The 25,094-nt window shown below is 59.5% G+C and carries 19 protein-coding genes; 6 read left to right on the top strand and 13 right to left on the bottom strand.

The window, feature by feature from the left end; all coding sequences use genetic code 11:
- Positions 1 to 134 precede the first annotated feature (134 nt).
- The 8 genes from ACIPLA_RS04270 to ACIPLA_RS04235 form a co-directional block, all read right to left on the bottom strand.
- Positions 135 to 881: an SDR family oxidoreductase gene (locus ACIPLA_RS04270; protein ID WP_008069154.1), complete on the bottom strand. Its 747-nt coding sequence runs from the start codon at positions 879 to 881 to the stop codon at positions 135 to 137.
- Positions 882 to 1,059: 178 nt separating this feature from the next.
- Positions 1,060 to 3,141 carry a bifunctional diguanylate cyclase/phosphodiesterase gene (locus tag ACIPLA_RS04265; protein ID WP_192342888.1) on the bottom strand — a complete coding sequence of 694 codons (2,082 nt, stop codon included), beginning with the start codon at positions 3,139 to 3,141 and terminating at the stop codon, positions 1,060 to 1,062.
- 262 nt (positions 3,142 to 3,403) lie between these two features.
- Positions 3,404 to 4,885 carry an efflux transporter outer membrane subunit gene (locus ACIPLA_RS04260; protein WP_401171740.1) on the bottom strand — a complete coding sequence of 494 codons (1,482 nt, stop codon included), beginning with the start codon at positions 4,883 to 4,885 and terminating at the stop codon, positions 3,404 to 3,406.
- Positions 4,882 to 7,989, bottom strand: a complete 3,108-nt coding sequence (locus ACIPLA_RS04255) for an efflux RND transporter permease subunit (RefSeq protein WP_401171737.1) — start codon at positions 7,987 to 7,989, stop codon at positions 4,882 to 4,884. Before ACIPLA_RS04255 ends, ACIPLA_RS04260 begins: the two co-directional genes overlap by 4 nt.
- Positions 7,986 to 11,090, bottom strand: coding sequence for an MdtB/MuxB family multidrug efflux RND transporter permease subunit (locus tag ACIPLA_RS04250; protein WP_401171734.1), 3,105 nt, complete (start codon positions 11,088 to 11,090; stop codon positions 7,986 to 7,988). The genes ACIPLA_RS04255 and ACIPLA_RS04250 overlap by 4 nt, the downstream gene beginning before the upstream one ends.
- On the bottom strand, positions 11,087 to 12,403 hold the full coding sequence (locus tag ACIPLA_RS04245; RefSeq protein ID WP_401171731.1) for an MdtA/MuxA family multidrug efflux RND transporter periplasmic adaptor subunit: 1,317 nt from the start codon (positions 12,401 to 12,403) through the stop codon (positions 11,087 to 11,089). The genes ACIPLA_RS04250 and ACIPLA_RS04245 overlap by 4 nt, the downstream gene beginning before the upstream one ends.
- 177 nt (positions 12,404 to 12,580) lie before the next feature.
- Positions 12,581 to 13,081 carry a thiol peroxidase gene (gene tpx / locus ACIPLA_RS04240; RefSeq protein ID WP_192342883.1) on the bottom strand — a complete coding sequence of 167 codons (501 nt, stop codon included), beginning with the start codon at positions 13,079 to 13,081 and terminating at the stop codon, positions 12,581 to 12,583.
- Positions 13,082 to 13,310: 229 nt separating this feature from the next.
- Complete coding sequence (locus tag ACIPLA_RS04235) at positions 13,311 to 13,754, bottom strand: polyketide cyclase (RefSeq protein WP_401171729.1); 444 nt, start codon at positions 13,752 to 13,754, stop codon at positions 13,311 to 13,313.
- A 181-nt stretch (positions 13,755 to 13,935) separates the two neighbouring features.
- On the opposite strand from ACIPLA_RS04235, the gene ACIPLA_RS04230 reads away from it, so the two are divergent.
- Positions 13,936 to 14,361, top strand: coding sequence for a YciI family protein (locus ACIPLA_RS04230; RefSeq protein ID WP_401171727.1), 426 nt, complete (start codon positions 13,936 to 13,938; stop codon positions 14,359 to 14,361).
- A gap of 284 nt (positions 14,362 to 14,645) precedes the next feature.
- Here the strand turns inward: ACIPLA_RS04230 and ACIPLA_RS04225 are convergent, their stop codons facing one another.
- The 4 genes from ACIPLA_RS04225 to ACIPLA_RS04210 all read right to left on the bottom strand — a co-directional run bounded on the left by ACIPLA_RS04225 (position 14,646) and on the right by ACIPLA_RS04210 (position 18,946).
- The gene (locus tag ACIPLA_RS04225; RefSeq protein WP_401171724.1) at positions 14,646 to 15,323 is read right to left on the bottom strand and encodes a DUF3313 domain-containing protein; all 678 of its coding nucleotides are present in this window, start codon (positions 15,321 to 15,323) and stop codon (positions 14,646 to 14,648) included.
- A gap of 262 nt (positions 15,324 to 15,585) precedes the next feature.
- Positions 15,586 to 16,554, bottom strand: a complete 969-nt coding sequence (locus tag ACIPLA_RS04220; protein ID WP_401171721.1) for a hypothetical protein — start codon at positions 16,552 to 16,554, stop codon at positions 15,586 to 15,588.
- A gap of 227 nt (positions 16,555 to 16,781) precedes the next feature.
- Positions 16,782 to 17,276 carry a DUF934 domain-containing protein gene (locus ACIPLA_RS04215; RefSeq protein ID WP_401171718.1) on the bottom strand — a complete coding sequence of 165 codons (495 nt, stop codon included), beginning with the start codon at positions 17,274 to 17,276 and terminating at the stop codon, positions 16,782 to 16,784.
- Positions 17,273 to 18,946: a nitrite/sulfite reductase gene (locus tag ACIPLA_RS04210; protein WP_218394710.1), complete on the bottom strand. Its 1,674-nt coding sequence runs from the start codon at positions 18,944 to 18,946 to the stop codon at positions 17,273 to 17,275. The genes ACIPLA_RS04215 and ACIPLA_RS04210 overlap by 4 nt, the downstream gene beginning before the upstream one ends.
- A gap of 431 nt (positions 18,947 to 19,377) precedes the next feature.
- Between ACIPLA_RS04210 and ccoN the strand changes: the two genes are divergently transcribed.
- Together ccoN and ACIPLA_RS04200 are read left to right on the top strand one after the other, a co-directional pair.
- Positions 19,378 to 20,805 carry a cytochrome-c oxidase, cbb3-type subunit I gene (gene ccoN / locus ACIPLA_RS04205; RefSeq protein ID WP_401171714.1) on the top strand — a complete coding sequence of 476 codons (1,428 nt, stop codon included), beginning with the start codon at positions 19,378 to 19,380 and terminating at the stop codon, positions 20,803 to 20,805.
- Between the two features lie 15 nt (positions 20,806 to 20,820).
- Positions 20,821 to 21,042, top strand: a complete 222-nt coding sequence (locus ACIPLA_RS04200; RefSeq protein ID WP_218394708.1) for a cbb3-type cytochrome c oxidase subunit 3 — start codon at positions 20,821 to 20,823, stop codon at positions 21,040 to 21,042.
- Between the two features lie 131 nt (positions 21,043 to 21,173).
- Here the strand turns inward: ACIPLA_RS04200 and ACIPLA_RS04195 are convergent, their stop codons facing one another.
- Positions 21,174 to 21,668, bottom strand: a complete 495-nt coding sequence (locus tag ACIPLA_RS04195) for a hypothetical protein (protein ID WP_401171711.1) — start codon at positions 21,666 to 21,668, stop codon at positions 21,174 to 21,176.
- Between the two features lie 252 nt (positions 21,669 to 21,920).
- Between ACIPLA_RS04195 and ACIPLA_RS04190 the strand changes: the two genes are divergently transcribed.
- From ACIPLA_RS04190 to ACIPLA_RS04180, 3 genes are all read left to right on the top strand, one after another.
- Complete coding sequence (locus ACIPLA_RS04190) at positions 21,921 to 23,429, top strand: hypothetical protein (RefSeq protein WP_401171708.1); 1,509 nt, start codon at positions 21,921 to 21,923, stop codon at positions 23,427 to 23,429.
- A 279-nt stretch (positions 23,430 to 23,708) separates the two neighbouring features.
- Positions 23,709 to 24,179, top strand: coding sequence for a DUF2599 domain-containing protein (locus ACIPLA_RS04185; RefSeq protein ID WP_401171706.1), 471 nt, complete (start codon positions 23,709 to 23,711; stop codon positions 24,177 to 24,179).
- A gap of 116 nt (positions 24,180 to 24,295) precedes the next feature.
- Complete coding sequence (locus ACIPLA_RS04180; protein WP_218394703.1) at positions 24,296 to 24,988, top strand: aspartate/glutamate racemase family protein; 693 nt, start codon at positions 24,296 to 24,298, stop codon at positions 24,986 to 24,988.
- Positions 24,989 to 25,094: the final 106 nt, after the last annotated feature.

Below are 25,094 nucleotides of genomic sequence, written 5' to 3'. Positions count from 1 at the left end.
GGTCGTTTGAAAAGCGGTGAAAACCGCCTTTCAAACCCACAAAAACGTAAAGGATGTCCCCGGTCTCGATTGTAAAGGATGTATCCGTTTCTACATCGCGAAGAGGCCAGAACAGACAAAGCAAATCCTGAGGATTAACGCCCACCACCCAGATCGACGAACGTCCCGGTCGCATAAGAAGCCTTATCCGACAACAACCACACAATCGCCTCCGCCACTTCATCCGGCCGCCCACCCCGGGCCATCGGGATTGCCGACTCCAGCTTGCTGACCCGGTCCGGATCGCCGCTCAGTGCATGGAAATCGGTGTAGATGTAACCCGGCCGCACGGCGTTGACGCGAATCCCCTCGCCCGCCACTTCCTTGGACAGACCGATGGTGAAGGTGTCCAGCGCGCCTTTGGACGCTGCGTAGTCGACATATTCGCTGGGGGCGCCCAAGCGGGCAGCGACCGACGACACGTTAACGATGCTGCCGCCCTGCCCGCCATGTTTGGGTGACATGCGCAGGATCGCGTGTTTGGCGCAGAGGATCGGCGCCAGGACGTTGGTCTTGAGGATTTTCAGAATACGGAATTCGGACATTTCGTCGATCCGCGACTTTTGCCCGACAGTGCCGGCGTTGTTCACCAGCGCCGTGACCCGACCGAGTTCAGTGTCTACACGGTGGAACAGGCCGATCACCTCGTCTTCGATGCTGACATCGGCGCGTACCGCAATGGCTTGGGCGCCGAGTGCGCGGACTTGTTCCAGCACACTGTGCGCCGCCTGTTCGTCGGACTGATAGTTGATACAGATCCGATAGCCCTGCTCTGCGGCCAACAGGGCCGTGGCGGCGCCAATTCCGCGGCTGCCGCCGGTGATGACGATGACTTTGTCCATGCTGGCATTCCCCCGTTTCAAGCGTAAGCAGTCGGGGCCAAGAATAACCGCCATTGCGCGGTTTTGCATGGGTTGTGTGGCGGCTGTTCAGACGCCTTCGCGGGCAAGCCTCGCTCCTACGGATTGATGGTGATCTGTAGGAGCGAGGCTTGCCCGCGAAGAACGATAACGCGGTCCCTCAGCCAGCCGCCAATTGCTCCCCTCGGTGAATATCGGCCATGAAGCGATCGGCCGGCAGCGGATGCCCCAGCAGGTAACCCTGCAGCGAGTCGCAGCCCAACTGGGTCAGGAAGTCTTGCTGGACACCGGTTTCAACCCCTTCGGCGACAATCCGCAAGCCCAGGGCCTGGCCGAGGGCGACGATGGCCGAGACGATGGCCGCGTCGTCGCTGTCGTGTTCCAGATCGCGGACGAAACCCCGGTCGATCTTCAATTCATTGGCCGGCAGGCGCTTGAGGTACATCAAGCTCGAATAGCCGGTACCAAAGTCATCGATAGACAGGTCGACGCCCATCTCCGAGAGTTCCTGCAGCACCGTCATGCTCGCGTCGGCATCGCTCATGGCGGTGGTTTCGGTGATTTCCAGGGTCAGGCTGTTGGCCGGCAAATGATGAGTGGCCAGGGCCTTGGCGACGCTCTGGACCAACCCGGCGTGGCAGAACTGCAAGGCCGAGAGGTTCACTGCGATGCGCCAGTCGGTGTAACCGAGCACGTACCACTCGCGCATCTGACGGCAGGCTTCATTGAGCACCCACTCGCCGATCGGAATGATCAGCCCGGTCTTCTCCGCAAGATCGATGAAGCTGTCCGGCTGAAGCATGCCCTGGGTCGGGTGTTCCCAGCGCAGCAACGCCTCGGCACCCACCGGTCGGCCATGGCCGGCGTCGAACTTGGGCTGGTAATAGAGGCTGAATTGCTGCTGATCCAGGGCGTTGCGCAAGTCCTGCAGCAATTGCAGCTGTTTGCGCGCGTTGCTGTTCATCGAGGCGTCGAAGAAGCTGTGGCCGTTTTTCCCGGCGCCCTTGGCGTGGTACATCGCCGCGTCGGCGTTCATCAGCAACTCCTCGGCGGTCTGACCGTTGCCCGGATAGAGCGCGATGCCGACGCTGGCGGAAATCTGCAAGTCATGTTCCGCGACCCGGAACGAGCGCGCGATCAGCCCCACCTGTCGCGCCGCCAGGTTCAGCGCGTCATTGGGCTCGGCGAGTTGCACCAGCAACACAAACTCATCGCCGCCGATCCGCGCCAGGGTGTCCTGGCTACGCAAATCTTCACGCAAGCGCAGGCCGACCTCACGCAGCAACTGGTCGCCCATGTGGTGTCCAAAAGCATCGTTGACCGGTTTGAAACCATCCAGATCAATGAACATCAACGCAAAACAGCCACCCTGCTCCTGCACCCTCGACATCGCCTGATCGATACGGTCGGCCAGCAACACACGGTTTGGCAGCCCGGTCAGGGTGTCGTGCAGCGCCAATTGGGTGAGTTCGCGATTGGCCTCGGTCAGCGAGTGAGCCAGATCCGCGGTGCGAGCCTCCAGGCGTGCATCGAGGATCGAGGTCAGCAAGGCAATGCTCAATACGGCAAGGGTGGTGATCAGAACAAGATTGTCCAGGCCCTCGCCGTTCAGGCCATCGGCCGCCGCGCCACAGAAACTGCCGTCGGCAAAGCGTGCCGCGGCCATGCCGGTGTAGTGCATGCCGACGATGGCGATGCCCATGATCACCGCAGCACCGCCGCGGATCAGGCGAACATAGGGCGCGTGCCGACGCAGGCGGAAAGCGATCCACAATGCCGCGCCCGACGCGACGACGGCGATCAGCAATGAGGCGCTAAACAGTGCAGGGTCGTAATCGATACCCGGCTGCATGCGCATGGCGGCCATGCCGGTGTAATGCATCGCACTGATACCAGCCCCCATCACCAGCGCACCGAACGCCAGTTGCCAGGCCGGCAGTTGTGGCTGGCTGACCAGCCACAGAGCAAAACCGCAGGACAGGACCGCAATCAATAGGGACAGCGCGGTAAGGGAAACGTCATAGCCCAGGTCGATCGGCAATGTGAATGCGAGCATGCCGATGAAATGCATCGACCACACGCCAACCCCCATTGCAAAAGCGCCGCCCGCCGTCCACAGATGCACCGCCCGGCCTGTGGCCGTGGCGATGCGGCCGGTGAGGTCGAGCGCGGTATAAGAGGCAAGTATCGCCACACAAAGCGATATGAAAACCAGCGTAAGGGAATAACTACCAATGAGCATGGGACTTCTCGCGACCGCCCCCGCCGTGGTGCATTCATTCTCGGGGAGCAAAGTCGGCGATTGTACTGATTCCGCGGACGAACGCACTCACAAAGTCATCAAAAGGCCATCAAGGTGACGGTAACTCAAGGCACGTGACCTGTAGGAGCGAGGCTTGCCCGCGAAGAACGATGACGCGTAATACCTGAAAAACCGCGGCGCATTCTTCGCGGGCAAGCCTCGCTCCTACAGGATCTTCTTCGCTCGGTTTTATTGACTTGTGTTATTGCTTGTCGCTCACCTGAGCTTGCCCGTCCCACCCGCCGCCCAGTGCGGCGATCAATTGCACGCTGGCGATCAAGCGGCTCTGCAGCAAGCTCAGCACGTTGCGCTCATTGCTCAATGCCGTGGCCTGAACCACCACCACATCCAGATAGGCAATCAACCCGGCCCGGTATTGATTGCGGGTCAAACGCAAGGACTCGCGCGCCGCCTCCAGGGCTTGCTGACGCACCTTGGCTTCGTCTTCCAGCACCTTGAGCTGCACCAGATAGTTTTCCACTTCACGGAAGCCGTCGAGCACGGTCTGACGGTATTTAGCGACGGTTTCGTCATAGGCCGCTTCGCTGCGATCGACTTCCGCCGAGCGCTGCCCACCGTCGAACAGGGTCATGGCCAGTTGCGGGCCGACTGACCAGAAGCGGTTCGGCACGCTGATCCAGTTGTTAGAGGTGCTGCTGCTATAACCGCCGTTCAGGCTCAGGGTCAGGTCTGGGTAGTAGGCGGCTTTGGCCACGCCGATATTGGCGTTGGCGGCCATCACCGAGCGCTCGGCGGAGGCGATGTCCGGGCGGCGTTCCAGCAACTGCGAAGGCAGGCTCAGCGGCACCTGCGGCAATGCCGGGATATCTTTGGTTTCAGCCAGCCTGAACTCGGCCGGCGGCAGGCCAATCAGTACAGCGATGGCGTTCTCGAACTGCGCGCGCTGCCAGATCAGGTCGACCATCTCTGCCTGAGTGCTTTTGAGCTGAGTGGTGGCCTGGGCCACTGCGTCCTTGCCGGAGACACCGGCGCGGTACTGGTTTTCGGTCATGGTCAGCGAGCGCTGATAAGCCTCGACCGTCGCTTCCAGCAGGCGTTTCTGTTCGTCGATAACCCGCAGTTGCAGGTAGTTCTGCACCAGCTCCGATTGTTGGCTCAGGCGCATCGCCGCCAGGTCGGCAAAACTCGCCTCGGCGTTGGCGGTGTCAGCTTCCAGGCCTCGGCGCAATTTGCCCCAGACGTCCGCTTCCCAACTGACCCCGGCCTGCGCGGTGTAGGTGTCGCGAATACCGCTGGAAGAACTGCTCAGGCTCGAACTGCTGCTACCGGTGCCCTGGCTGGAACGGGTTTTCCCCACGGTCAGGTCCACCGTCGGGAAAAACGCCCCCCGGGCGCTGCGCACCAATGCCTGGGCCTGGCGGTACTGGGCTTCGGACTGAGCGACAGTCTGGTTGGCGCTGTTGAGTTTTTCGATCAGGCCGTTGAGCTGCTGATCGCCATACAGCTCCCACCAGGCACCACGGGCCAGAGAATCGCTGGGATTGGCCTGACGCCAGCCAGCCGCTTCCTTGTACTGTGCCGGCGCGGCGGCTTGCGGGCGCTGGTAATCCGGGCCGATGGCGCAGGCACTGAGCATCGCCACGCACAGCGACAGGCTCAGCAAACGCGAACCTCGGGCCGTGATCAGCGGTGCAGCCAGGTTGATAAGCGAACGGTCAGTCATAGCGGAGTTTCCAGAGCAGCATCGGTACGCACCCCACGCCAGCGGTTAAACCGATGGCGCAGATTGTCGAGATAGAGGTAAACCACCGGGGTGGTGTAAAGCGTCAGCACCTGGCTGAAGACCAGCCCGCCGATGATGGTCAGGCCCAGCGGCTGACGCATTTCAGCCCCTTCGGCACGGCTCAGCAACAACGGCAAGGCGCCAAGAATTGCCGCCAGGGTGGTCATCAGAATCGGTCGCAGCCGTTGCAGACAAGCGCTGCGGATCGATTCCAGCGGCTCCATGCCTTGATGCCGTTCCAGTTGCAGTGCCAGATCGATCATCAGAATCGCGTTCTTCTTCACCACGCCAATCAGCAGGAACAGCCCGAGCAAGGAGATCAGGCTGAACTCGCCGCCCAGCACATAGATCGACAGCAACGCTCCGACCCCGGCCGACGGCAAGGTCGAGAGAATGGTCAGCGGGTGGATGTAGCTTTCATACAGCACGCCCAACACCAGATATACCGCCACCAGCGCGCCGAGAATCATCCACGGCTGGCTCTTCTGGGTCGCGGCGAACGCATCGGCGGTGCCGGCCATTTTCGCGATGACGTCTTCCGGCAAACCAACCTTGGCAATCGCCCGCTCAATCGCCGCCGAGCCCTGCTCCACCGTCACGCCTTCGGCCATGTCGAACGCGATACTTTCCGAAGCGAACTGGCCTTCGTGGCTGACCCGGTCGTCTTCCAGGCTGTTTTCATAGTGCGCGATGGTGGACAACGGAATCCGCGCACCATCGGCTGTGATCACCTGCACCTGCTTGAGCGTGATCGGGTCCTGGGCGTATTTCGGGTTGACCTCCATCACCACCTGATACTGGTTGAGGCTGTCGTAGATCGTCGAAATCTGCCGCTGGCTGTAGGCGTTGTTCAACACCGAAGTGACCATGTCCATGTCCACGCCCAGACGCTTGGCCTGATCGCGATCGACGATCAGGGTCACTTGCTGGGCGCCACGGCCTTCGCGTGCGTCGATTGCCGTCAGTTCCGGCAGCGCCTTGAGGGCGGTGACGACTTTCGGATACCACTCGCGCAACGCGCCGAGATCGCCGCTTTGCAGGATGTAGGAATATTGCGAGGAGGTTTGCTCGCGGCCGCCGCCAAATTGCAGGTCCTGATCTGCCATCAGCATCAATTGCGCACCCGGCACTTTGGGCATTTCCTTGCGCAGGCGTTCGATGACTTTCTGCGCGGACAGGTTGCGTTCCTTGATCGGCTTGAGCCGCACCAGCATGAAGGCGTTGTTGGTGCCGTTGCTGCCACCGATGAACCCGGCGACACTTTGCACCGCCTCGTCCTTGAGCACGGCGCGGCGGAAGATTTCCATCTTCGGCTGCATCACGCTGAACGACAGCCCGTCATCGCCACGCACGAAACCGATCAACTGGCCGGTGTCTTGCTGAGGCAAGAAGGTTTTAGGAACAACGACATACAGCGCGATGTTCACGCCAATCGTCACGAGCAGGCTGAGCAGTGTCAGCCGACGGTGACGCAATACCCAGTCAAGGCTGGTGGCGTATTTGCCGACCATCCACTCGTTGGTCCGCTGGCTCCAGCGCTGCAGGCGGTTTTCCTGCCCCGGCGTGTGCGGCTTGAGCCAGCGCGCGCAGAGCATCGGCGTCAGCGTCAGCGACACCAGCAACGACACCACAATGGCCGCCGCGAGGGTGATGGAAAACTCGCGGAACAGGCTTTCGATGATCCCGCCCATGAACAGGATCGACAGGAACACCGCCACTAGCGAGACGTTCATCGACAGCAGCGTGAAGCCGACTTCCTGGGCCCCGAGGTAGGCGGCCTTCATCGGCGGCACGTCCTTGTCGATGTGCCGGGAAATGTTCTCCAGCACCACGATGGCGTCGTCCACCACCAGCCCGGTGGCCAGGATCAGCGCCATCAACGACAGGTTGTTCAGGGAGAACCCGTAGAGGTACATCACCGCAAATGTGCCCACCAGCGACACCGGCACCGCCAGGGTCGGAATCAGCGAGGCACGCAAGTTACCGAGGAACAGGAACACCACCAGAATCACCAGCGCCACGGCAATCAGCAGGGTCATTTCCGCTTCATGCAGGGTGGCCTTGATCACCGGCGAACGGTCCATCGCCAGGTTCAGCTTGACGCTGGCTGGCAGCACAGCCTGCAGCGCCGGCAATTGCGCCTTGATCTCGCTGACCGTCTCGATGATGTTGGCGCCAGCCTGGCGGTTGATCACCAGCAACACCGCCGCGTCGTCGTTGAAGAACCCGCTATTGTAGCGGTCCTCGACGCCGTCGCTGACCTTGGCCACATCTTTCAGGCGCAGGGCCGCGCCGTCCGCGTAGTGAATGATCAGCGACTCGTAATCCTTGGCCTTTTCCAGCTGATCGTTGGCCTGCACCTGCCACAGCCGCTGGCTGTCTTCGACCGAGCCCTTGGGCCGGCGCACGTTGGCGTTGGCGATGGTGTTGCGCACGTCGTCCAGCGCCACGCCGTATTGGTTCAGTGCCTGGGGTTCGAGTTCGATGCGCACCGCCGGCAGCGAACTGCCACCGATCTGCACTTCCCCCACGCCCTGCACCTGGGACAGGCTCTGGGACAGGATCGTCGAGGCGAGGTCGTAGAGTTGGCCTTTTTCCAGCACATCCGAGGTCAGCGACAGCACCATGATCGGCGCCTGGGACGGGTTGACCTTCTTATAGGTCGGCATGCTGCGCATCCCGCTCGGCAGCAGGTTGCGCGAGGCGTTGATCGCCGCCTGCACTTCCCGCGCCGCGCCGTTGATGTCGCGGTCCAGGTCAAATTGCAGAATCACTCGCGTCGAACCCTGGCTGGAACGACTGCTCATGGTGTTGACCCCGGCGATGGCGCCGAATGAGCGTTCAAGCGGCGTGGCCACGGTCGAAGCCATGACCTCCGGGCTCGCACCGGGCAGGCTCGCCTGGACCACGATCACCGGGAAGTCCATCTGCGGCAGCGGCGATACCGGCAACAGGCCGAAGCTCACGCCGCCCAGCAGCATGATCGCCAGGCTCAACAACATCGTTGCGACCGGGCGCTTGATAAAAGGTCCGGACAGGTTCATGGCTGTTCTACCGGTTCCACAGACTCGGACTTACTTCCCCAGCGCCGCCCGAGGCGATCGAAGTACAAGTAGATGACAGGCGTGGTAAACAGCGTCAGCACCTGACTCACCAGCAAGCCACCGACCATCACCAGACCCAAAGGCTGGCGCAGTTCCGCGCCGGAACCGGTGGCCAGCATCAATGGCACCGCACCGAACAATGCTGCCAGGGTGGTCATCAGAATCGGCCGGAAGCGCAGAAGCGCGGCCTGATAGATCGCCGTTTCCGGGTCCATGCCCTGATTGCGTTCCGCCTCGAGGGCGAAGTCGATCATCATGATCGCGTTCTTTTTCACGATACCGATCAGCAGGATGATGCCGATGATCGCGATCATCCCCAGGTCATTGCCGCTCAACAGCAACGCCAGCAAGGCGCCGACCGCCGCCGAGGGCAAGGTCGAGAGAATGGTGATCGGGTGAATGTAGCTCTCGTAGAGCACGCCAAGCACGATGTACATGGTCACCACCGCCGCCAGAATCAGCAGCAAGGTACTCGACAGCGACGCCTGGAACGCTTCGGCCGCGCCCTGGAACTGGGTCTGCACGCCAATCGGCATGCCGATGTCTTTCTGCACCTGATCGATGATCTCCACCGCATGCCCCAGTGCCACGCCCGGTGCCAGGTTGAAGGACATCATCACCGCCGGGAACTGGCCGATGTGAGTGATCGCCAGTTGCGCCTGACGTTCCTCGACATGCGCCAGGCTGGACAGGCGTACCTGACCGCCATCGGTGGTCTTGACGTGAATCTGGTTCAGCGCATCCGGGCCGATTTTCTCGCCGGACTGCGACTGCAACACCACGCGGTATTGGCTGGCCTGGGTGTAAATGGTGGAAATCTGCCGCTGACCGAAGGCGTCGTACAGCGCGTCGGTGATGTTCGACACCGATACGCCGACCCGCGATGCCGCATCACGGTCGATCACCAGATACACCTGCAAGCCCTTGTCCTGCAAATCGCTGGCGACGTCGGTCAGCTCCGGCCGTTGGGCCAGGGCTTCCACCAGACGCCCGCTCCACAGGCTGAGCAACTCGGAATCCGGCGACGACATGCTGAACTGGTACTGCGTGCGGCTGACCCGATCTTCGATGGTCAGGTCCTGCACCGGCTGCATGAACAGGCGAATGCCGATCAGCTTGTCCAGTTCCGGTTGCAGACGCGCAATCACTTCGGTGGCACTCAGGTCGCGATTGCTGTGAGATTTGAGGTTGATCAGCAGCCGGCCACTGTTCAGCGTCGAGTTGTCGCCATCGACCCCGATGTAGGACGACAGGCTCTCGACCGCCGGATCGGCCAGGATCACCTTGGCCAGTTCCTGCTGACGCTCGCTCATCGCCGCGAAGGAAATCGACTGCGGCGCCTCGGAAATACCCTGGATCACCCCGGTGTCCTGCACCGGGAAGAAGCCCTTGGGCACCACCATGTACAGGAACACGGTCAACGCCAGCGTGCCGATGGCCACCATCAGTGTCAGCGGTTGGTGCTTGAGAACCCACTTTAACTTGCGCCCGTAAGCCGCGATCATCCAATCAATTGCGGCGCCACTGGAGCGGTAGAACCGGCCCTGTTCTGCTTCCTTGGGCTCACGCTTGAGCAGCCGCGCGCACATCATTGGCGTCAGGGTCAGGGACACCACGAGTGAAATCAGAATCGCCACTGCCAACGTGATCGCGAACTCGCGGAACAAGCGCCCCACCACGTCGGCCATGAACAGCAGCGGAATCAGTACCGCGATCAGCGACAGGGTCAGGGAAATCAGGGTGAAGCCGATCTGTTTGGCACCCTTGAGCGCGGCTTGCAGTGGGCTGTCACCCTCCTCGATGAAGCGGGAAATGTTCTCCAGCATCACGATCGCATCGTCCACCACGAAACCGGTGGCGATGGTCAGCGCCATCAGGGTCAGGTTATTGACCGAAAAGCCTGCGAGGTACATCACGCCGAAGGTGCCGATCAACGACAGCGGCACGGCCACCGATGGAATGATCGTGGCGCTGGCCCGCCTCAGGAACAGGAACGTGACCATCACCACCAGCGCGATGGCGATCAGCAGTTCATGTTGCACGTCGGTGACCGAGGCGCGGATGGTCTGGGTACGGTCGGTCAACACGGTGACTTCAAGGCCGGCCGGCAGGTTGTCGGTGATGCTCGGCAGCAAGGCCTTGATTCGGTCGACCACTTCGATCACGTTGGCGCCGGGCTGGCGCTGGATGTTCAGCAGCACGGCCTGGTTTTCATTGGCCCATGCCGCCAGACGCTCGTTCTCGGCTCCATCGACAATTTCTGCCACATCCTTGAGCCGCAACGGCGCGCCGTTGCTGTAGGCGAGGATCAGGTTGGCGTAGTCCTTGGGTGACGTCAGTTGGTCGTTGGCGTCGAGCATCGACACCCGGGTCGGGCCGTCGAAGTTGCCCTTGGGCTGATTGACGTTGGAGGCGCCAATCAGGGTGCGCACATCCGACAGGTTCAGGCCGTTGGCCGCCAGAGCCTCCGGGTTGACCTTGATCCGCACCGCCTGACGCTGGCCACCGGCAATGCTGACCATGCCAACACCGCTGATCTGGGCAATTTTCTGCGCCATGCGGGTGTCGACCAGATCATTGAGTTTGGGCAACAGCATCGTTTTGGAGGTGATGGCCAGCGTCAGCACCGGGGTGTCCGCCGGGTTGACCTTGTTGTACACCGGCGGTGCCGGCAAATCCTTGGGCAGCAAGTTGGTCGCGGCGTTGATCGCGGCCTGCACCTGCTGCTCGGCGACGTCCATGTTGATGTCGAGGCTGAACCGCAGGGTCAGCACCGAGGCGCCGCCGGAACTGGTGGATGCCATCTGGGTCAGCCCGGGCATCTGCCCGAACTGACGCTCCAGCGGCGCCGTCACGGCGCTGGTCATGACATCCGGGCTGGCGCCGGGATAGAGCGTCATGACGCGAATGGTCGGGTAATCCACCTGGGGCAATGCCGACACCGGCAGCAGCCGATAAGCGATTACACCGGCCAGAATAATGGCCAGCATGCTCAGGGTCGTGGCGACCGGGCGAAGGATGAACAGCCGCGAGATGTTCATGCGCCGCCCTTTTTCGCCTTGTCGGTGGTCGCGGGTTCAGTCGCATCGGCCGCCGATTTGCCTTGCAGGTGCTCGGTCGGGGTGGTCGGCACATCCTTGCTGTCGTTGACGACTTCCACTTCGCTGCCTTCTTTCAGGCGGTCGGTGCCTTCCAGCACCACCCGATCACCAGCGGCCAGGCCCTCGGTAATCACCGTGTTGTCACCGTCACTGGCGCCGACTTTCAACGGGCGGATGGTGACCTTCTTGTCGCCATCCATGGCATAGACGAACGTGCCGTTGGTGCCAAACTGGATCGCTGCCGAAGGGGCAAGCACCACGCCTTTGAGGGTGTCGGCCAGCAAGTGGACGTTGACGAATTGATTAGGGAACAGCGCTTGATCGCGATTCTCGTAGCGGGCCTTGAATTTCAGGGTGCCGGTGGTGACGTCGATCTGGTTGTCCAGGCTCTGCAACACCCCAGTGGCCTGCAATTTGGTATCGCCACGGTCCCAGGCTTCGGCGGGCAGTTTGGCGCCGGTGCGATAGCGGGCCAGCACGACGTCGAGGCTGTTTTCCGGCAGAGTGAAGGCAACGCTGATCGGTTGAGTCTGGGTGATGATCGCCAGTGCCGTGGTGTCATTGGCCGCAACAAGGTTACCGACGTCCAGTTGACGCAAGCCCACACGCCCGGCGATCGGCGCGCGAATTTTAGTGAATTCCAGATTGAGCTTGGCGTCATTGACCGCCGCCTGATTGGTCTTGACCGTGCCCAGGTACTGGCCGACCAAGGCTTCGGCGGTGTCCAGGGTTTGCTTGGCGATGCTGTCTTCGCGGTACAGGCCGCGATAGCGCTCGACATCGACTTGGGCATTCTTCAGTTGTGCCTGATTCTGCAGCAAGGTGCCTTCAGCCTGGAGCAAGGCGTTCTGGTAAGGACGCGGATCGATCTCGGCCAGCAGGTCGCCCGCCTTGACCATTTGCCCTTCTTCAAACGAAATCTTGATCAGTTCGCCGCCCACCCGGCTGCGCACATTGATGGTGTTCAGCGCGGTCACGGTGCCCAGCGCCTTGTAATACAGCGGGAAATCGCCTTTGACCGCTGGCGCCACACGCACCGGGACCGGACCGGTCGCCCCGCCGAACCCCGGACGCATCCCTCCCGACCGGCCGGTGTGTCCGGCAACGGCTTTCTGCCCTGCGCCCTCCTTCGGGCTGCTGCCTGCGGGCCAGAACTTCCAGCACAGGCCAGCGATGACCAACAGGACAAGCAGGCCAAACAGCCAGCGACGGGGATTACGGGAAGCGGAAGATTGCATTGAGTGATCAACCATTGGGCGCGTGGGCTTTTTTACATGAGGCTGAACGATAAGCACTGGCGGGTCTGAAGCAAAGCGCCTTTACCGGCAATTTACCTTCGGCTTACGTAACAGAAGATTTATCTAAGACACTGAAGCACAAATGAAAACGGCCTGGACAGGGCCAGGCCGTTAACAATTGTAAAACTTCGCTTATTTCAGAACGGCGAGCGCTGCGTCGTAGTTCGGTTCTTGACCGATTTCGCTGACCAGTTCGCTGTGCAGAACCTTGTCATTTTCGTCCAGCACCACAACGGCACGGGCGGTCAGGCCTTTGAGTGGGCCATCGGCAATCGCCACGCCGTAGTTCTCGATGAACTCGGCACCGCGCAGGGTCGACAGGTTTTGCACGTTTTCCAGACCTTCGGCACCGCAGAAACGAGCCTGGGCGAACGGCAGGTCAGCGGAGATGCACAGCACGACGGTGTTGGCGACGTCGTTGGCCTGGGCGTTGAACTTGCGAACCGAAGTGGCGCAGGTCGGGGTGTCGATGCTTGGGAAGATGTTCAGCACTTTGCGCTTGCCGGCGAAATCCTTCAGGGAAACATCCGACAGATTGCCGGCAACCAGGGAAAAGGCTGGCGCCTGGGAGCCGGCTTGTGGCAATTGGCCGTTGACTTGAACCGGGTTGCCTTTAAGAGTGACTTGAGCCATGAACGGAGTCCTTCTGAACGTTGGTGTAGAGAATTTTGACGAGGCCGAAGTTAACCACGAAATGGTCTGGCGACCTATGCCCAATACAAAGCAAATTGTGTTGCCGAACCTCACAAACAACACAACCCTCTGTAGGAGCGAGGCTTGCCCGCGAAGAGGGACTGTCAGTTGCATCAATGTTGCCTGACACACCGCCTTCGCGGGCAAGCCTCGCTCCTACAGATAGATGTCAGCCCAGCAAACGCAACATATTGCGATGCCGCGCTTGAAAAATCCGCCGCATGTAGGCATTGACCACCAGCCACTCCAACGGCGCGCCACCAATGGCCGCATAGGTCACACGGTCGGTGTACAGCGTACCGCCCTCACCCGCCGCCACCCGATGTTCATGACGAAAGGCAGCCATTGGCCCCTCGAGCATTTCATCGATGAAATGGTGCTCTCCCACCTCGCGGATCACCACCGTCCAGCTCGACGGGATCAAGTTGAACATCCAGTGCCGAAAGCGAAACTGGCGACCGGCTTCGATGCGCAAGTTGTTCAGGTCGATATCACCCTGCGGCGTGACCCGTTCGGGGAAGATCTTCGGGAAGTTGACGCCTTCCAGGCAAAAGTCGAGTACTTGCTTGGGTGTGCGGTTGGGGATCAGGGTGGTGAGTTCCAGAACGGGCATGAATGATGGCATCCCATCGGCCAGGGGATTGGCAGACTACCATCACGCTAAAATCCTACCTATCCCCCGTAGGAGATAGGGGCAGAAGGTTTGTAGTGATTTTCCTTGGGCCGCATTGTCGATTTGGCCCATGGCCATTCGACTAAACAGTGAGTCACTCACATCCAGCGGAGACAAAACCATGCGATTCATGATCATTGTGAAAGCCAGCCCGGATTCCGAGGCTGGTGTGATGCCCAGCGAAGAACTGATGGCCGCGATGGGCAATTTCAACGAGGAACTGGCCAAGGCCGGCATCCTCATCGATTGCGACGGCCTGCAGCCCAGCAGTAAAGGCGCCCGCGTACGTTTTTCGGGTGACGAGCGTACGGTGATCAACGGCCCGTTCGCTGAAACCAAGGAGCTGATCGCTGGCTATTGGTTGTGGCAGGTGAAGTCGAAAGAGGAAGCGATCGAGTGGGTCAAGCGCTGCCCCAACCCGATGCCGGGTACAGAGGCCGAGATCGAGATTCGCCAGGTGTACGAGGCCGAAGACTTCGGGGCCGAGTTCACACCGCAGTTGCGCGAGCAGGAAGAACGAGTGCGTGCGCAGGTGAAGCAGCACTGAAGCAAAACTGATGCACCTGATGCCGCTTGATGCGTCGTAGGAGCTGCCGAAGGCTGCGATCTTTTGATCTTGTTTTAGCGGCCCTGGGAAAGAGCAAGATCAAAAGATCGCAGCCTTCGGCAGCTCGGTATCGGGATTGCGGGGGGAATTAGTGGTACCCGGAGACCGCTTTCGCGAGCAAGCCCGCTCCCACATTTGATCTCTGGTGTACACAAAATCTGTGATCGAAACAGAATCAATGTGGGAGCGGGCTTGCTCGCGAAGAGCCCCTCAGCCCCGCCGCATTACTTGGACTTGGACTTGAGTTTCAGATACGACTGATGCATATCCGATGCCCAGCCATCGATCACGTTTTTCACGTCACCGGCCTTCATCACCTGATCTGAGTTTTCCAGCGGTTTGCCAATGCCCTTGCGCACCACTTGGGCCACGACTTTGTTGTTGCCACCATCGAGAAATACCGCTTCGGTGGCCAGATTGGTTTCCTGGTCGCGAATGCCGCTGGCTGTACTGACTGCCGCCGCTACCAGGGCGATCGGGATCACTTCATAAGGCTGGAGGCTTTCGGTCTTGCTGGTAACAGAGGTGATCGCCGCACGCACCACCATCACGCCAGGGCCGGGACCGGTGGCCAATGGCAGGGATTTGCCTATTTCGCGTTTAAGTGCTTGATCGTAGTAGCTGGTGATGCCGTTCAGTGTGGTCTGAGGAATTTTCACCGTCGGTTGCGGTTTGGGGTAGAGCTGCGTCGGCTCGATGTAGACACTGGTGAATTTGTTGATATCAAGCTTGGGGTCCATCCAGCGCATTACCACAGCGCCCGATGGCGACTTGGCTTCCCTGAGCTGACTGTAGTTCTTGAGAAAACCGGAATACTGGTCCGGCTCGACGACTTTGCTCGAGCAACCCACCACCCCGATCGAGGCGATGCACAGTGTGCTCATCAGTAACGCAAGCTTCATGCTGTAACTCCTGTCAGAAGGCCGGGCAACAATATTGAATACGGGAATTACAGGTATAGCCAATGCTCGGCACTTTGTTATCAAAAAGCACAATATTCATCTATTGCTGAAGTGATCGCGGCCATATTCAAAGGCCCCTTCGCGGGCAAGCCTCGCTCCTACAAGTCCGGGTTGTATGAACCAAAACCCTTGTAGGAGCGAGGCTTGCCCGCGAAGACATCAGCTCAAACAACACAAAACCTCATTGGAAAAACCTGGTCAATCACCACGAAGATCCGCTTTTCGCCGCCAATTCCCGCCGACTATTGGCGCGCATCGCCTTGATCAGCGAGACCGTGCCCACCAGGATGATCACCGCCGCGAACAGGAAGTCGATGCTGTACAGCTGGAAGTCGTTCAACGGCCCCACCAGAAACACCCGGATCGCACCAATACTCACCAGCGTCGCGAGAAAATCGATGCCCGGCTCATCGCGATAAAACACGTGCAGCAGCGGCAGGCACATCACCAGCAACAATAGCAGCACAATCACCTTGAACGAGCCCTTGCGCTCGACACTGAACGCGCATTCGTTGGCGCCGTAGGGCTTGTAATCCTCCTCGCGAATCAACGAGTTTTTCTCGTTGATGTACTCGACACGGTTGTACTTCTGGATCGGCGTGAAGGTGTTCGACATCTCCATGCCAGTGGTGATGTGCCTGAATTTCAGGTCAATGCGCTCATTGCCCTTGAGGATGTACAGCACCGGTTTGTAGCCGTAGCGATAGGTGTCGAACGGAAAGTCCGTCGACCGCCCCAAGACCCCGATGGGTCTGGACTCAAGTTCCGCGAAGGCACTTTTATCGGTCGAAGACAGGTTGCGGCTCAGGGGCTTGATCCTGACCTGCTCCATGAGAATCGGCGCCATGCCGTAGGACCACTGCAGGGGTTCCATGCGCAGCCGCAGTTCGTTGCGGCCCAGGTCATAGCGATCAAAGGTTCGCTCGGAGACGATCACCGCGCCCGAGAGCATGAACTCGCCATGAACGTTGTTGGTGATGTGCAGCGACAGTCGATCCCTGCCCGAGCCTGTGGCATCGCTGGCCGGTGGCGTGCCACACCAGGCGTAGCTGCTGAAGGTCTCCCCGAGCTGGCCGGTACGGTTCTCTTTGAACACATAAAAGTAACTGCCCCACAGGGCCGCCATCAGCAGCAACGCGAAAAGCCCTAAAATCTTCTTGCCCACGCTCAAACCAGACTCCTTTCTTTGCTGACTCCCTATGAGGCGCGGACTCTATCAAAATGCCATCATTGGCCCAAGCAAAAATCCCCGTACACAGAAGATCCTTGTGGGAGCGGGCTTGCTCGCGAAAGCGGTGTATCAGTCGACATCAATGTTGAATGTCAGTCAGCTTTCGCGATGTAAGCCCGCTCCCACAGGGGTTGCGCTAACTGACTGGGATTTGAGCCGGGAAAGCTTCAGCGCCGCCGAAACAACGGTCGCGGCTCAATCACCGAGCGCCCGTACAACACGCTCATCCCCGCCAATCCCTTCAGCGCATCTTCAGCGGATTTATCTTCGCGCACGGCGAAACTGTCGAAACCGCATTGGCGCATGTGGCTGAGTTGATCGCGCAGCACATCACCAATCGCGCGCAATTCGCCTTGCCAACCGAAACGCGTACGCAGCAGATAGGCCTGGCTGTAGGCGCGGCCGTCGCGAAAACTCGGGAAGTCGAGGGCAATCAGCGGCAGGTCGGGAAACCACGGGGTCAGGTTTGTCACTTCCTCGTTAGGCCCCAGCCAGACGCCTTCGAGCGCTGATGTCCTGTCGGCATTAAGTGCCAGCCACTGGGGTAACGGCAGTATCAGCGGTCCGGCCGGCAACTCATCCGTTGCTTCACGAATCAACTGCCACGGATCATCGCGCACCCACTCGGCATCGCCCTCTTGCAAACGCAGCAGATTATTCATGCCGACACCTCCAGCATTTTCGGGTAAACCCGTTCCTTGAACGGCTCCAGACCGATGCGCGCCAAGGTATCGACGAACAGTTCCTCGCTCTCGCGGTAGCGGACAAATGTAGCGATGATCCGCTCGATCACCGCGGGCACTTCGGCGGCGCTGAAGGACGGGCCGATGACTTTGCCCAACGCGCTATTCTTGCCCTGGGCGCCGCCAAGGGTGATCTGGTACCACTCGCTGCCGTTCTTATCGACGCCAAGAATGCCGATGTTGCCGATGTGGTGGTGGCCGCAGGCGTTCATGCAACCGGAGATATTCAGACTGATGTCGCCCAGGTCATGCAGGTAATCCAGGTCCTCGAATCGCGCCTGTATCGCTTGTGCGACGGGAATGGATTTGGCGTTGGCCAACGCGCAGAAGTCGCCGCCGGGGCAGGCGATGATGTCGGTCAACAAGCCGATGTTGGCGCATCCCAGGCCTTGCTCGCAGGCCAGGCACCACAGAGCGTAAAGGTCGGCCTTGGGTACATCTGGCAGGACGATGTTCTGTTCATGGGCGATGCGAATTTCGCCGAAGCCGAACTGTTCGGACCACTGGGCCACCGCCTCCATTTGCTCGGCCGTGACATCCCCCGGTGGCGCGGCGATGCCCGGTTTGGTCGACAGCACCACGCTGGCGTATCCCGGCACCTTGTGCGGTTGAACGTTGCGCGTCACCCAACGGGCGAAGGCCGGGTTCTCGGCCAGGCGCGTGCCGAAATCCAGGTCGGTGCCGGCCAGTGAACGGTAATCGGGCGGCACGAAGGCACTGGCGACACGCTCATACTCGACATCGGTCAACTGCGCCGGACCGTCCTTGAGGTATTGCCACTCCTCCTCCACTTCCTTGGCGAACGCTTCGATACCCAAAGCCTTTACCAGAATCTTGATCCGCGCCTTGTATTTGTTATCGCGCCGCCCGTGGCGGTTATAGACCCGCAGCACCGCTTCGACGTAGGACAGCAGGTGCTGCCACGGCAAGCCTTCGCGGATCTGCAAACCGAGAATCGGCGTACGCCCCAAGCCGCCACCCACGATCACCCGCAAGAGCATTTGCCCGCTGTCATCGCGATAAAGATAGAGGCCGATGTCATGCATCATGATCGCCGCGCGGTCCTGCTTCGCCGAGCAGATGGCGATCTTGAACTTGCGCGGCAGGAACAGGAACTCCGGGTTGATGGTCGACCATTGCCGCAGGATCTCTGCCAGTGGGCGCGGGTCCATCAACTCGTCCGCCGCGACGCCGGCGAATGCTTCGGTGGTGATGTTGCGCACGCAGTTGCCGGAGGTCTGGATCGCGTGCATTTCCACTTCGGCCAGACGTTCGAGAATGTCCGGCACCTGGGCCAGTTCGATCCAGTTGAACTGCATGTTCTGCCGGGTGGTGAAGTGGCCGTAGCCACGATCGTAGTCCCGCGCAATGCTCGCCAGAATGCGCATTTGCTTGGCGCTCAGCGTGCCGTAAGGAATTGCCACGCGCAGCATGTAGGCATGTTTTTGCATGTACAGGCCGTTCTGCAGGCGCAGGGGCAGGAACTCTTCTTCACTCAACTCCCCGGCCATGAAACGTTCGACCTGATCGCGAAACTGCGCAACACGCTCGAACACCAGGGCCCGGTCATAGTCATCGTATTGATACATGTGGCTGCCACCTCATCAGGATTATCGGGCTCTGCGGCTAATGCCAGTCAGTCAGGCGCAGAACCTGTGGGAGCGGACTTGCTCGCGAAGAGGCCGTCACATGCAACATCACCGGTGACTGACACTCCGTCTTCGCGAGCAAGCCCGCTCCCACAAGGATTGCGGTGTTCAATTCCTTAACTGGTCGGCATCAGGCTCTGCGGCTCGTTCTTGAGGTGGCGACTATGCACCTGCAGCGCAGCACGTTACAGATTCAGCTAAACACTAAAAAACCGTATCAGGGCGCGGCCTATGGCCGCAGGCCCGCATCGCATCTGATCCGCATAAACCCGGTTTTTCTGAGTCTGTTTTGTTTGCGGCAGGGTTTCTACAGTTCATGCATGCCAGACCGGGTGGCCTGGCAAGACTTTGCAACCGTGGAAGAATTGACCATGAGCACAGCAACAATCGGACAGGCCTATAACTACAAGGTCGTTCGCCAATTCGTCGTGGCAACCATCGTCTGGGGCGTTGTCGGGATGGCGATGGGGGTGTGGATCGCCTCGCAACTGGTATGGCCCGAGATGAACCTCGACCTGCCGTGGACCACCTTCGGCCGCTTGCGTCCGCTGCACACCAGCCTGGTGATTTTCGGTTTTGCCGGCAGCGCGCAATTCGCCGCCAGTTACTATGCGGTGCAGCGTACCTGCCAAGTGCGGCTGTATTCCGACAAGCTCGCCGCCTTCACCTTCTGGGGCTGGCAATCGGTGATTGTGGTGATGCTGATCACCCTGCCGCTGGGCTACACCACCACCAAGGAATACGCCGAGATCGAATTCTCCGGCGCGGTGTGGATGACGGTGGTCTGGGTCGCTTACGCCATCGTGTTCTTCACCACTGTGGTGCAACGCAAGACCAAACACATCTACGTCGGCAACTGGTTTTTCGGCGCGTTCATTGTGGTGATCGCCATGCTGCACGTGGTCAATCACCTGTCGATTCCGGTGGACTGGTTCAAGTCGTATCCGGTGTATTCCGGGGCCACCGACGCCATGGTGCAATGGTGGTACGGGCACAACGCGGTGGGGTTCTTCCTGACTACCGGCTTCCTCGGAATGATGTATTACTTCGTGCCGAAACAGGTCAATCGGCCGGTGTATTCCTATCGGTTGTCGATCGTGCATTTCTGGGCACTGATCACCCTGTACATCTGGGCAGGTCCCCACCACTTGCACTACACCGCGCTGCCGGATTGGGCGCAGTCGCTGGGCATGGCGATGTCGCTGATCCTGTTGGCGCCGAGTTGGGGAGGCATGATCAACGGCATGATGACCCTGTCGGGCGCCTGGCATAAGTTGCGCAGCGACCCGATCCTGCGCTTTCTGGTGCTGTCCCTGGCCTTCTACGGCATGTCGACGTTTGAAGGGCCGATGATGGCGATCAAGACGGTGAACGCCCTCTCCCACTACACCGACTGGACCATCGGCCACGTTCACGCCGGAGCCCTGGGCTGGGTGGCGATGATCACCTTCGGCGCCGTCTACCACATGGTCCCGAAAGTCTTCGGCCGCCCACAGATGCACAGCATCGGCCTGATCAACGCACACTTCTGGCTGGCGACCATCGGCACCGTGCTGTACATCGCCTCGATGTGGGTCAACGGCATCACCCAGGGTTTGATGTGGCGCGCGATCAACGACGACGGCACGCTGACCTACTCCTTCGTCGAAGCCTTGCAGGCCAGTCATCCGGGGTTTGTGGTGCGCTTCGTCGGCGGGGTGTTCTTCCTTAGCGGCATGTTGCTGATGGCCTACAACACCTGGCGCACGGTGCGGGTGGCGGACGTGAGGATGGCTGAACTTGAAGCGCAGATTGCCTGAGGCAAGGAGCCTGACATGATCGAGATGGGGTTGAATCTATTGGGTGTTCTGGGGCTTTGGCTGGCGGTCGAGTACTGCCTGAAACAGCAGACGGCCGAGAGCCTGGACGATGCCAGCCTGATTCCGTTCGCCGATGATCCCGAGGTGGCGCGGCGGGTGGAATTGGCGACGGGTAAGACTGTGAAAGCGGTGGCGCCGGAAGAGGTGAAGCCGGGTTGGGGCAACCTCGAAATTTGATACACACCCCATCCACTGTGGGAGCGGGCTTGCTCGCGAAGGCGGTGTGTCAGGCAACATTGATGCCGACTGACACTCCCTCTTCGCGAGCAAGCCCGCTCCCACAGTGGTTATGTGCTGGTCACGAAAATTCAGCCGCGCTCGCGGGGAATCAGGCTCTGCAGTTGCTGCGCCAGGAAGTTCGCATCGAAGGCAAAGGTGTCCGGATCTTTCAAGCCATTGGTCTTGCGCCATTGCCAATTGCTGGAGGGCGGCAGGCACACCAGCGAAATGCTGCCATAACGCGCGGCGGTCAAGCCCATCACTGCCAGGGAAATCTGCCCACCCGCGCCCATCACGTCCGGCACGAACTCCACCGGTTTCCCGGCAATCACAATAGACAGTTTCTCGGTCTTGAACGGCGACGTCTCGAGCGGCACGCTCGGCCCGGACGCGACATACGCCTCGCGGCTCACTTCCAACAGATTTGGCGTCAGGACCGGAGCCAGCCACTGCTGGATCTGATCGAACAACTCACCAATGCGCGTCGCCCACACGGCCGATTGCGACTCAAACAGTTGCTTCTTGTGCGCTTCGCTATCTGCATAGTGGCGAAGCATCTCGCCCAGTTGCTGTACATCGTCCATTGCGGTGTTCCTTTTGGTTGAAGCGATGTTGCGAATGTCGATCATGGCAGATGCCGACAGCTCGCGTACGGCAAAGGTGCGAACGGCTACAGAGCCTGGGCAGATGAACGCGACGAATGGTCGTGTTTTACCTGCTTTTCAGGGGAGCACCTGTCAGATCTGACAGTAGCCAACATCCATATCCGGGGTGTTTGATAACACTGCCCAACGCGGGAGTAAAACATTCAATCCGTACAGTCAGGAGCGCACATCATGAACAGTGGGAACGATCGCAACAAATGCCGGGTAACCAATTATGTGACCATCAAAAAAATGATCGTTTACGGATTGACTCCTCCGTTTACCCAGCCTGCGAATCCGATAGGCGGAATGAACAGTGCGAGCGTTGATAACAGTCTTTTCGCAATCGACAAAGTGATCATCCCCGGCTGGAAACAACCGGTTATCCATCCCGAAAACCCTGAAGGCGGCATCGGACTAGCGCTCATCGTAAATGGACTGATGCCCGTCTGGATCGACCCTTGGTTTAATTTTTCGGAAGGTGACAGGGCGGATTTACTGCTGAATGAATCAGAGACGGCGATAGACGGCAAAACCATTCAGCCGGATGAAGATGATGATCCGCAACGATTCATTCTGAACGTACCCGGCGGACTTCTGCGCAATGGCATTAACCGTCTGCGCCTGAGGGTGAAGCGGATCAGCCAGCCAGAAGAAACCTCTCTGCCACGCGTCGTACTCTTCAATACCCCGCGTCCTGGCGGCGAGGTGACAGGCTCGGGAGACAACCCCTATCTGCTGATGACGCTTCCGGCAGATGTCATCGCCAATGGAGTGGATGCCGCTCGCGCCGCGCAAGGGGTAGATGTCACGCTGACCTATAGCTACATGCGCGAACACGACGTCATTACCCTCGATTGTGACGGCCACGAAATCCTGCACACCGTCACGGCTGCCCAGGCCGGAGCCGACACCATCGTTCTGAAGCTGTTCGCCGATGCGTTTCAGAAAGGTGACAACCCCCGATTTGCCATGCGCTTTCGAGTGAGAGACCAGATCGGCAACAACTCAGGCCCACTCGCAATCTGGTCAAAAACCACTTATATCGATGTGCACATCCAAAAACCCGTTCTGGATCTAAAAGCGCCCGAAGTGTTGGAAGCCTTGGAACTCGACGGCACTCGATTGAACTTTGAACGGGATTTTTATGAGACCAAGTTCGCCACGGTCAAGGTCGCCTATACCGGCTCCGCCCCCGGGCAAACTGTCAAAGTCTATTGGCTCGGGCGCAATTCGACTTATGGCAGCGAGATTCGAACCGTTGCCTATGCCGGAGAGGAACTGAGATTTCTGGTGCCCAGGCAGGAAGTGGTTGATTGCATCAGTAGCGGTGCGCAGATCAGTTACACCGTGAGGCTACCAGGTACCACCGAGAATCTACCCTCCGAAAACCTGCGTATCACGGTCACCGCGCAAAAACATCATCTACCGGAACCGACGCTTAATGCGGACAAAACCAATCTCAGGGCTTACTACCCAACGCTGGAAGCTACTTACACTGTGCGTATGGCCCTGTTCGGTATCACCACTCGCTATGGCGATGAAGTCACTATCACACAACCCGACTTCACCAATCTGCCTGTGCCGCCGGCATGGATAATAGAAAATCGGGGTAGATCGGTCATGTTCAATTACACCCTGCATAGAACAGACACTACCGAAAAACTGATTTTTTCATGGTTCCTGAGACTGACCCTATAGCGGGCTAACCTTTGGCGACACCACTGCGTAGCCCGATCACCCAAAACTGTTTGGCGTTTATATAGACGAGGGATTTGTCATGCACAAAATAAGCGGTGTTCTGTTAATCGCGCTAATGGTGGGTTGCACTCAGGTCGATATAAAACCATCGAGTGAAGTAGGGACGATCAATAATGTCCAGCCACTGAATGGCCCTGCCGTCGCCACTCAACTGAACACGCTTTACAACCGAAAACTAGCCACTTTCACCTATGTCGCCGCAGATCAGGGGATGGCTCAATGAACACCCTACTGTGGCGCACGCTCAGCAATGCTCCGCGCATTCTCTTTCATTCGCTAACGGGGGTCGGTTTGATGCTGAGTATCAACTCGCCCCTTTTAGCGCAAACAGCAACAGAACCCCCTGACAGCTACATCCTTACCGCGGAACGCTGTGTGAAATATGTCGAAAGTGCGCAATGGGTGTATCGGGACTATCAGTGGTCGTTTTCCATCACGCCCACACCCTGTGCGCGGCGGACACAACCGGAAGGGACACCCTTCCTTTGGGACGAACTTTCCCGTGACTATTCCAACAGCCGCTATTGGAAAAACACCCATGGCCTGCGTCACCAGTTGATTTGTCATTTGGCGATTGCGAGGGACAAACCGCAGTGGAACCTGGAACCGTGGCGGCCAGATGTGGGGTATGCACAAACGTTGGCTGCCGGCTGCAATCATGTCGTCCCCTTGCCTCAAAAAGCACCATGACACTTCAATGAAAGATGAGCATTACAGTTGATTTATCGCTGGTGTCCGCCATCGAACAAATGGAAACTCCCTTCAGGCCTGGCCTATCGACGCAGGCCATAGCCTGAGGAAATCCAATGCGCACCATCGGCCTTATCGGCGGCATGAGCTGGGAGTCCAGCGCCGAGTATTACCGTCTTATCAACCAGCAGGTACGTGATCGCCTCGGGCCGTTGCGCTCGGCGAAACTGTTGATGTACAGCGTCGACTTCGGCCCGGTCGAACAGGCCCAGCATGCAGGGCGGTGGGACGATGCGGCGGTGATTCTGGTGGATGCGGCCCAGCGTCTGGAAGCAGGTGGCGCCGAGTGCGTGGTGCTGTGTACCAACACCATGCACAAAGTGGCCGGGCAGATTCAGGCAGCGATTGATATTCCGTTCCTGCACATTGCCGATCCGGCGGGTCAAGCGGCATTGGACGCCGGTGCGCTGCGCGTGGGTTTGCTGGGGACTGCGTTCACCATGGAGCAAGACTTTATCAAGGCACGTCTGACGGCCAAGGGCCTGACGGTGTTGGTACCGGAGGCAGAGGAGCGCCAGGCCGTTCACCGGATCATCTATGACGAGTTGTGCGTCGGGGTGATCAGCGACGCGTCACGCCAGGTCTATCAACGGGTGATCGAATCGCTGACCGAACGCGGCGCCCAGGCGATCATCCTCGGCTGTACCGAAATCGGCCTGTTGATCAAACCCGAGCACAGCGCCCTGCCCTTGCTCGACACCACCGAACTGCATGCGCAGGCGGCGGTGGCGTTCGCGTTGGGCGACTGACTCGCGCAGAACCTGTAGGAGCGAGGCTTGCCCGCGAAGAACGATGACGCGTAACACCTGAAAAAAAGCGGAGCATTCTTCGCGGGCAAGCCTCGCTCCTACAGGA

Source organism: Pseudomonas sp. NPDC086112, from assembly GCF_044746425.1.
Taxonomy (GTDB): Bacteria; Pseudomonadota; Gammaproteobacteria; order Pseudomonadales; family Pseudomonadaceae; genus Aquipseudomonas.
The sequence above is the reverse complement of the archived record's forward strand: the minus strand, read 5'-3'. Positions and strand labels throughout refer to the sequence as shown.

Excerpts from the sequence above, each read along its gene's own strand:
- ACIPLA_RS04255 (WP_401171737.1), bottom strand. The coding sequence starts at position 7,989 with ATGAACCTGTCCGGACCTTTTATCAAGCGCCCGGTCGCAACGATGTTG.
- ACIPLA_RS04225 (WP_401171724.1), bottom strand. The coding sequence starts at position 15,323 with ATGAAGCTTGCGTTACTGATGAGCACACTGTGCATCGCCTCGATCGGG.
- ACIPLA_RS04270 (WP_008069154.1), bottom strand. The coding sequence starts at position 881 with ATGGACAAAGTCATCGTCATCACCGGCGGCAGCCGCGGAATTGGCGCC.
- ACIPLA_RS04235 (WP_401171729.1), bottom strand. The coding sequence starts at position 13,754 with ATGCCCGTTCTGGAACTCACCACCCTGATCCCCAACCGCACACCCAAG.
- ACIPLA_RS04250 (WP_401171734.1), bottom strand. The coding sequence starts at position 11,090 with ATGAACATCTCGCGGCTGTTCATCCTTCGCCCGGTCGCCACGACCCTG.
- ACIPLA_RS04185 (WP_401171706.1), top strand. The coding sequence starts at position 23,709 with ATGAACACCCTACTGTGGCGCACGCTCAGCAATGCTCCGCGCATTCTC.
- ACIPLA_RS04200 (WP_218394708.1), top strand. The coding sequence starts at position 20,821 with ATGATCGAGATGGGGTTGAATCTATTGGGTGTTCTGGGGCTTTGGCTG.
- ACIPLA_RS04195 (WP_401171711.1), bottom strand. The coding sequence starts at position 21,668 with ATGGACGATGTACAGCAACTGGGCGAGATGCTTCGCCACTATGCAGAT.
- ACIPLA_RS04215 (WP_401171718.1), bottom strand. The coding sequence starts at position 17,276 with ATGAATAATCTGCTGCGTTTGCAAGAGGGCGATGCCGAGTGGGTGCGC.
- ACIPLA_RS04245 (WP_401171731.1), bottom strand. The coding sequence starts at position 12,403 with ATGGTTGATCACTCAATGCAATCTTCCGCTTCCCGTAATCCCCGTCGC.
- ACIPLA_RS04210 (WP_218394710.1), bottom strand. The coding sequence starts at position 18,946 with ATGTATCAATACGATGACTATGACCGGGCCCTGGTGTTCGAGCGTGTT.
- ACIPLA_RS04265 (WP_192342888.1), bottom strand. The coding sequence starts at position 3,141 with ATGCTCATTGGTAGTTATTCCCTTACGCTGGTTTTCATATCGCTTTGT.
- tpx (WP_192342883.1), bottom strand. The coding sequence starts at position 13,081 with ATGGCTCAAGTCACTCTTAAAGGCAACCCGGTTCAAGTCAACGGCCAA.
- ACIPLA_RS04230 (WP_401171727.1), top strand. The coding sequence starts at position 13,936 with ATGCGATTCATGATCATTGTGAAAGCCAGCCCGGATTCCGAGGCTGGT.
- ACIPLA_RS04190 (WP_401171708.1), top strand. The coding sequence starts at position 21,921 with ATGAACAGTGGGAACGATCGCAACAAATGCCGGGTAACCAATTATGTG.
- ACIPLA_RS04180 (WP_218394703.1), top strand. The coding sequence starts at position 24,296 with ATGCGCACCATCGGCCTTATCGGCGGCATGAGCTGGGAGTCCAGCGCC.
- ccoN (WP_401171714.1), top strand. The coding sequence starts at position 19,378 with ATGAGCACAGCAACAATCGGACAGGCCTATAACTACAAGGTCGTTCGC.
- ACIPLA_RS04260 (WP_401171740.1), bottom strand. The coding sequence starts at position 4,885 with ATGACTGACCGTTCGCTTATCAACCTGGCTGCACCGCTGATCACGGCC.